This window comes from Frankia sp. AiPs1 (assembly GCF_023716945.1).
GTDB lineage: Bacteria > Actinomycetota > Actinomycetes > Frankiales > Frankiaceae > Frankia.
Genome location: NZ_JAMQQF010000368.1, coordinates 1 through 5,842 on the forward strand (window position 1 = coordinate 1; position 5,842 = coordinate 5,842).

The window sequence follows — 5,842 nt, forward strand, 5'->3', positions numbered from 1 at the left end:
CTGCTCGCGCTCGCGGCCGCGGCCCGGTTCGGCCTGGGGCTCGGCTCGGGCACCGAGCAGGTGCCGGCGTCCGGCTCGCGGGCCGGCGGCTCCAGGAAGGGATGAGGACGGGTGTCAGGCACGATCGCCGACGTCAAGGCGCAGCTCGACGAGGCGTTCCGGCGCACCGAGGAGGTCGCCGGCCAGCTCGAGGGCGCCCTGAGCATGATCGAAGAGGCGCAAGCGATGGTGATCGCGGCGACCGACGGCAGCGAGCATCGCGCCGTCGAGCAGCTCACGAGCGCGCTCGTCGAGACGCGTGACACATTGCAGATGTCGCTTGCGTCGTTGGGCTCGGCGGTGCAGGAGGTTCGGGACTACCGGGACGGCCTGTAGGCCCACCCGCCGTGATCGTTGGCACACCCGATGTCGTCGGGGGTGGCCGGCTTCCCACAATGGGGGGGAGTGCGTGTTACGGATGGGTATCGCGCCGGTGGCAACAGTGACCAGATGAAGGTCTGGGTAACAAGCCTCTAGGCGCCCTGCAACGCGGTGCATCCGACAGCGGGGCTCACTACAGTCCGGATTGTCCCCGTGCGCCCGGGCGCCCGAGCGATCAGCGGCACCGGACGCCGCGTACCGCCCGTGACCAGGAGGCTGCATCCGCCGTGTCGGACTTCATCCCCCTCGACCTGCCTCTCGTACTCCTGTCCAACCGCGGTCCCGTCAGCTTCGACCGGGACGCCTCCGGGCGCACCGTGAACCGGGGCGCGGGGGGCCTCGTGTCAGCCCTGTCCGGACTCGCCGAACATCTCGATGACGCCGTCTGGGTCTGCGGCGCGGCCGGCGAGGAGGACGCCGCCGTCGCAGCGGAGAGCGCGGGCGGCTCCATCCTCGTCCAGACCGCTCCCCACCCCCACGTGGTGGACGGCGAGCCGGACGGTCCGGCGATCCGGGTCCGTCTGGTCGTCACCGATCCGACCGCCTACGCCGACTTCTACAGCGTGTGGTCCAACCCGATTCTCTGGTTCATCCAGCACGGCCTCTACGGCCGGTCGCTCGCGCCGGTGCTGACCAGGGCCGAGCACGACGCCTTCGAGAACGGGTACGCGGCGGTCAACCGCGCCTACGCCGACGCGGTCGTCGACGAGGTGCGCGCCCGCGGCGGCAAGGCCCTCGTCCTGCTGCAGGACTACCACTTCTACCTGGTCGCCGACTGGGTCCGCGAGCAGTGCCCCGACGTCGTGCTCACCCACTTCGTGCACATCCCCTGGCCGGGTCCCGACGAGTGGCGCATCCTGCCCGGCGACATCCGCGAGCGGCTGCTGCGCGGGCTGCTCGGCAGCGACGTCGTCGGCTTCCACACCCGCCGCTATGCCCGCAACTTCGTCCTGTGCGCCCAGGAGCTCCTCGGTCTGCCCGTCGACCTGGAGCGGCTCACCGTCACCGTGGGGGACCGGGTGGTCCGCGCCCGCTACTACCCGATCTCGGTCGACGCGGCCGCCCTCGACGCCACCCAGGCGTCGGAGGAGGTCGCCGCGCACATCGCGATGCTGCGCTACATCTTCCTCGACGACGATCGCCAGCTCCTCCTTCGCGTCGACCGTACCGACCCGAGCAAGAACGTCGTGCGCGGCTTCCTCGCCTTCGGCACGCTGCTCGACCAGCATCCCGAGCTGGTCGGCAAGGTCAGCTTCCTGGCCCTGTTGCAGCCCAGCCGCACCGACGTGCCGGAGTACGCCGACTACATCGCGCTCATCGGCGCCCTCGTCGCCGAGATCAACGCCCGGCACACCAAGGAGGGTCGCCAGCCCATCGACCTGCGGATGGTGGAGGACTTCCCGCTGGCCGTGGCGGCCTACTCGATCTGTGACGTGCTGATCGTCAACGCGATCGCCGACGGGATGAACCTGGTCGCGAAGGAGGTGGCGGTCGTCAACCGCCGCGGCGGCGTGCTGGCCCTGTCCGAGATGGCCGGTGCCCACGAGGAACTCGGTGAGTTCGCGGTGACCCTCCAGCCGTTCGACATCCAGCAGATGGCGGACGCCCTGTACACGGCGCTGACGATGCCGATGGAGGAGCGCTACCGCCGGCTTGCCGCCGCCGCCGAACAGGTCCGCACCCACGACGTCCGGCGCTGGCTCGACGACCAGCTCGTCGATCTGCGGCGGATCGCCGGGTTCATCTGAGCCCGGACGGACCCCGGCCGGGGGGCCGAAGGACCCGGTGCGGTCCCGATACCACCCGGCCGACCCGCCTGCGGGGACGGGTCGGAAGAAGGGGCGAATGCACATCGGCCCCGGGCCTCCGGCGGCGGTGTTCGCAGGTAGTCTCGCAGCGGGAACGAGGCGCGTCGCACCGCCGGCAGGCGGTGCGATGACAGGGACAGGAGTGGACGTGAGTGAGACCGGTCACCACAAGGCCAACACGGGTTCGTGGCTGGCGGTGCTGCTGCTGATCGCGGGCTCCGTGGTCGGATGTTTCGCGCTCATCTTCGCCTCGGTGCCGCTGTGGATCGTCACCGCCGTGCTCCTGGTCGGCGGCGGCATCATCGCGCTGGCCTCCCGGATCATGGAGCAGGCGTACTGAGCCTGGCGAGTCGGGCGGCGCCTCGCGCTCAGCTCAAGTCGACCGGGGGGTCGGCTGCCGCCCGCAGCGCGCGGGGCGTGACGTAGGAGACGAGCCGAGTCGAATCCTCGCCGAGTTCGGCCCACCGCGACACGGCGAGGTCCTCGACCGCGAGCGCGGCGGTCGGGAAGGTGGGGATCCGGAAGCGTTCGTCGGGGGCGAGCAGGGCCACGGCGAGCGTGTGCATGCCGGGGTTGTGTCCCACGAGCAGAATGCTCGGCACTCCGTCGTCGACCTCGCGCAGCCGTTCCAGCATGTCCTGCGCCTGGGCCAGGTAAAGGCGGTCCTCGACCAGCACCGGCACGTTGGCCGGCAGCGCCTCGGCGATGCCCTCGACGGTCTGCCTGGTTCGCAGCGCGGCCGAGCACAGGATGAGGTCCGGGGCCAGCCCGTTGTCGGCGAGGTGGCGGGCAATGAGCCGGCATCCGCGACGCCCGGTGGCGGACAGCGGCCGGTCGATGTCCTCGATGGAACCGTCGGCCCAGTCGGACTTGGCGTGACGCAGCAGCAGAAGCCGCCGCGGCGGGCTCACCCGACACCACCGCGTGATCTGATGCCGCGCGTGGAGAACATGACTTCACCCGCATTCCCGTGGATGGCCGTGTCGAGCGGTGCCGGAATGCGGAAATGTACCAGCCGGAGACCTTGACGGCGAACGGCCCGGCCCCGCGCGGGGGTCGAGCCGTTCGCCGTACCGTCTCTGGGGCAGCAGTAAGACCAGAGGTCAGCAGTACCAGGGGATCTGCAAGTACCGGGGATCTGCAAGTACTGAAGGTCTGCGAGTACCAGGGGATCTGCGAGTACCAGGGAAGTGCGGTACTAGCGGGTCAGCTCGCGACCGAGACCGACAGCAGCAGGCGGTCGGCGAACACCAGCGCGTCGTCGGCGCTCAGGCGGCCGCGGGGGACGACGGTGGCGCGCTCGTCCGAGGTCAGCCCACCCCACACGCCGTGCTCCTCCTGCCGGAAGATCGCGGTGGCCAGGCAGGGACGCTGCACCGGGCAGTCCGAGCAGATCTTGCGGGCGCGGGTCTCGGCGGCGGCGCGGGCCTTGGTGTTACGCCCGTCCGGCGGGAAGAACGCGTCCGGATCGCCGTCACGGCAGGCCGCGTCCTGGCGCCAGTACGCGGGCCAGCCGGTGCCGAACGGCTGCGGCGGCAGGTCACGACCGGGAAGAACGGGTACTCCGGCGCTCATCGGGCATCACCGCAGACGCAGTGGCACGCGGCGAACAGGAAGCTGAGTGCGGCGGAGCTTCTGGCAGATAGCACGCTGGGCTGACTGGGCATACCGTCTCCTGCTGACGTTGCAAAGGCGGACACATGCTTTTGCAGACCGCCAAATCCGGCGTAGCGCGACACCCCAGACAGGCAGGTCAACCTTGTTGCGGCGAGAAACCCCCTGGGGCTCCGGGTGGAATCCACTGACGGCGCCATTCGCCTGGCATACCGGGGGTGGGCTCCACTCGGAAACGATCCCGTCTCGTCTCGTTAACCGAGGAACGTAGACGCCTCTCGACCGGATAGCAAGGGTTCCGGAACGCGGACGTCCGGAGTGCTCCCGCGGGCCGTCGGGGCGCGCGCCGGGACGCCGTGGGAGCGCTTCGCGGCGGCGTGCGCCCACTCCGATGATCTTGCTGGGAGCGGCGGCCGCGGGCGGGGCGAGACCGCCCGCCGGGGGAGAATGGCTGGTGGGCAGCGGAAACGGGCGCCTGGGAGATCGCTGTCCGGTGGCCGACACGGAACACCGAAGCTCCCACCGAGAGGACTACGATCGCCCACCCGGCGCCGCGTGCGGCCGCGTTGCGGACAGATGACGAACGGGGGAACCCCGTCCGGGGGGCGCCACCGGACCGGATTCGGCCACGAAGTGTGCGCAGAACCACATTCGACGCCTTTGCTGATGCAAGCGTCGCAGGTGGGGCCCGGGGGCGAAAAAGTTCCGATGGGAGACCACCGGGTGGGGCGATCGGCGTCGGACCGGTCACGCACCGCCGCGGATCGGCAGACCCGCGGCGGCCCAGGCGTGGTATCCGCCGATCACGTCGGTGGCCCGCCGAAGGCCGAGCTGACGCAGCGCGTCGGCCGCCAGGCTGGAGGTGTATCCCTCGGAGCAGATCACGATGATCTGAAGGTCGTCGCCGGTCGCGATTGGCAACCGGGCGTCGCTGGTGGGGTCGAAACGCCATTCGAGCACGTTGCGTTCGACGACCACGGCGTCGGGGATCTCCCCTTCGGCGGCCCGTTGGGCGGCGGGCCGGATGTCGACGAGGACGCTGCCCGAACCCTCGGCCAACGCCTGCGCCGCCTCGGCGGGCTCGAGGCGCCGCAGCCGGGAGCGGGCCGCGGCGAGCATCGCGTCGATCCTGCTCCCGCCGTCGGTCACCGCGCGGCGCCGAGCGTCGCGACGTCCCGCCCGGCCGGTGCCGGGACTGCTGGTGCCGGGACCGCCGGCGCCAGGGCTGCCGGCTTCAGGGCTGCCGGCTCCGGGACTGCCGCGGCGCGCGCGTCGGCGCCGTCCTGCGTCGGGGCGAATCGCATCGGCAGCTCCGGCGGGGAGTACGCGTGGATGGTCGTGGCGATCTCCTGCCCGCGGTTGGCGACCCGGTGCACATGCTTCGCGCCGAACCCGACGGACGCGCCGGTCCGGTGCTCGCGGACGCGCGTGATCGTCCAGTTCCGGTCGTACCGGTCCTCCTCGACGCGGCCCTCGGCGACCGTCATCGCCCCCAGCGCGCCCCCGTGGTCGTGCACCTCGGTCTGCTGCCCCGGATACCACCCGATCAACCACACCTCGACCGTCGCGGAGAGCAGCAGCCGGGTGTACCAACGGCGGTCGGGACGGTGCTGGATCACCGGGCGCCAGATCGCCGGCACGCCGGCGAAGGCCGCAGTCAGATCCCGCAACGTCGCCAGATCGACGGTGCCCGGCTCGTCGCTGAGGCACGCCGCCGGCAGGAAGGGGGCCGCCGGGAAGGAGGCCGCCTGGAACGGGGCCGCCTGGAAAGGGGCCGGCAGGAGGTGTTCGGCGGGGCGGGCCGGGTCGGCGACGAGCGCCGGGTGCAGAAGAGGCACGGGGACTCCCAGGGCGGTGAAGGCGAACGGTGCCGCCGTGTCGGCCGGGGGCAGGGCGGCCGGCGGGGGGCGGGCCCGCCCCCCCCCGCGAGCGGTCCGTCCGCCGGCGGTGTTCCCGGCGATGTTCCCGGCGATGTCCCAAGCGGTGTTCGCGGCTGTGTC

General features: G+C 71.6%; 7 protein-coding genes. 3 read left to right on the forward strand and 4 right to left on the reverse strand.

Annotated elements, in window-relative coordinates; translation table 11 throughout:
• Positions 1 to 111 precede the first annotated feature (111 nt).
• The 3 genes from ND748_RS23050 (at position 112) to ND748_RS23060 (ending at position 2,568) form a co-directional block, all read left to right on the forward strand.
• Positions 112 to 375, forward strand: coding sequence for a hypothetical protein (locus tag ND748_RS23050; RefSeq protein WP_009739496.1), 264 nt, complete (start codon positions 112 to 114; stop codon positions 373 to 375).
• 272 nt (positions 376 to 647) lie between these two features.
• Positions 648 to 2,168, forward strand: a complete 1,521-nt coding sequence (locus tag ND748_RS23055; RefSeq protein WP_251748051.1) for a trehalose-6-phosphate synthase — start codon at positions 648 to 650, stop codon at positions 2,166 to 2,168.
• Positions 2,169 to 2,376: 208 nt separating this feature from the next.
• Positions 2,377 to 2,568 (forward strand): hypothetical protein, encoded by a 192-nt coding sequence (locus ND748_RS23060; protein WP_374216006.1) that lies wholly within the window; start codon positions 2,377 to 2,379, stop codon positions 2,566 to 2,568.
• Positions 2,569 to 2,596: 28 nt separating this feature from the next.
• On the opposite strand, the gene ND748_RS23065 is transcribed toward ND748_RS23060, so the two are convergent.
• From ND748_RS23065 to ND748_RS23080, 4 genes are all read right to left on the reverse strand, one after another.
• Positions 2,597 to 3,139 carry a histidine phosphatase family protein gene (locus tag ND748_RS23065; protein WP_251748053.1) on the reverse strand — a complete coding sequence of 181 codons (543 nt, stop codon included), beginning with the start codon at positions 3,137 to 3,139 and terminating at the stop codon, positions 2,597 to 2,599.
• 295 nt (positions 3,140 to 3,434) lie between these two features.
• A complete protein-coding gene (locus ND748_RS23070; RefSeq protein WP_251748054.1) occupies positions 3,435 to 3,803 on the reverse strand; it encodes a WhiB family transcriptional regulator in 369 nt (122 codons plus the stop codon).
• A 786-nt stretch (positions 3,804 to 4,589) separates the two neighbouring features.
• Positions 4,590 to 4,961 (reverse strand): rhodanese-like domain-containing protein, encoded by a 372-nt coding sequence (locus ND748_RS23075; RefSeq protein ID WP_044883703.1) that lies wholly within the window; start codon positions 4,959 to 4,961, stop codon positions 4,590 to 4,592.
• Positions 4,962 to 4,987: 26 nt separating this feature from the next.
• On the reverse strand, positions 4,988 to 5,842 hold an 855-nt coding region (locus ND748_RS23080; protein WP_285902569.1), incomplete at its 5' end, for a cysteine dioxygenase family protein.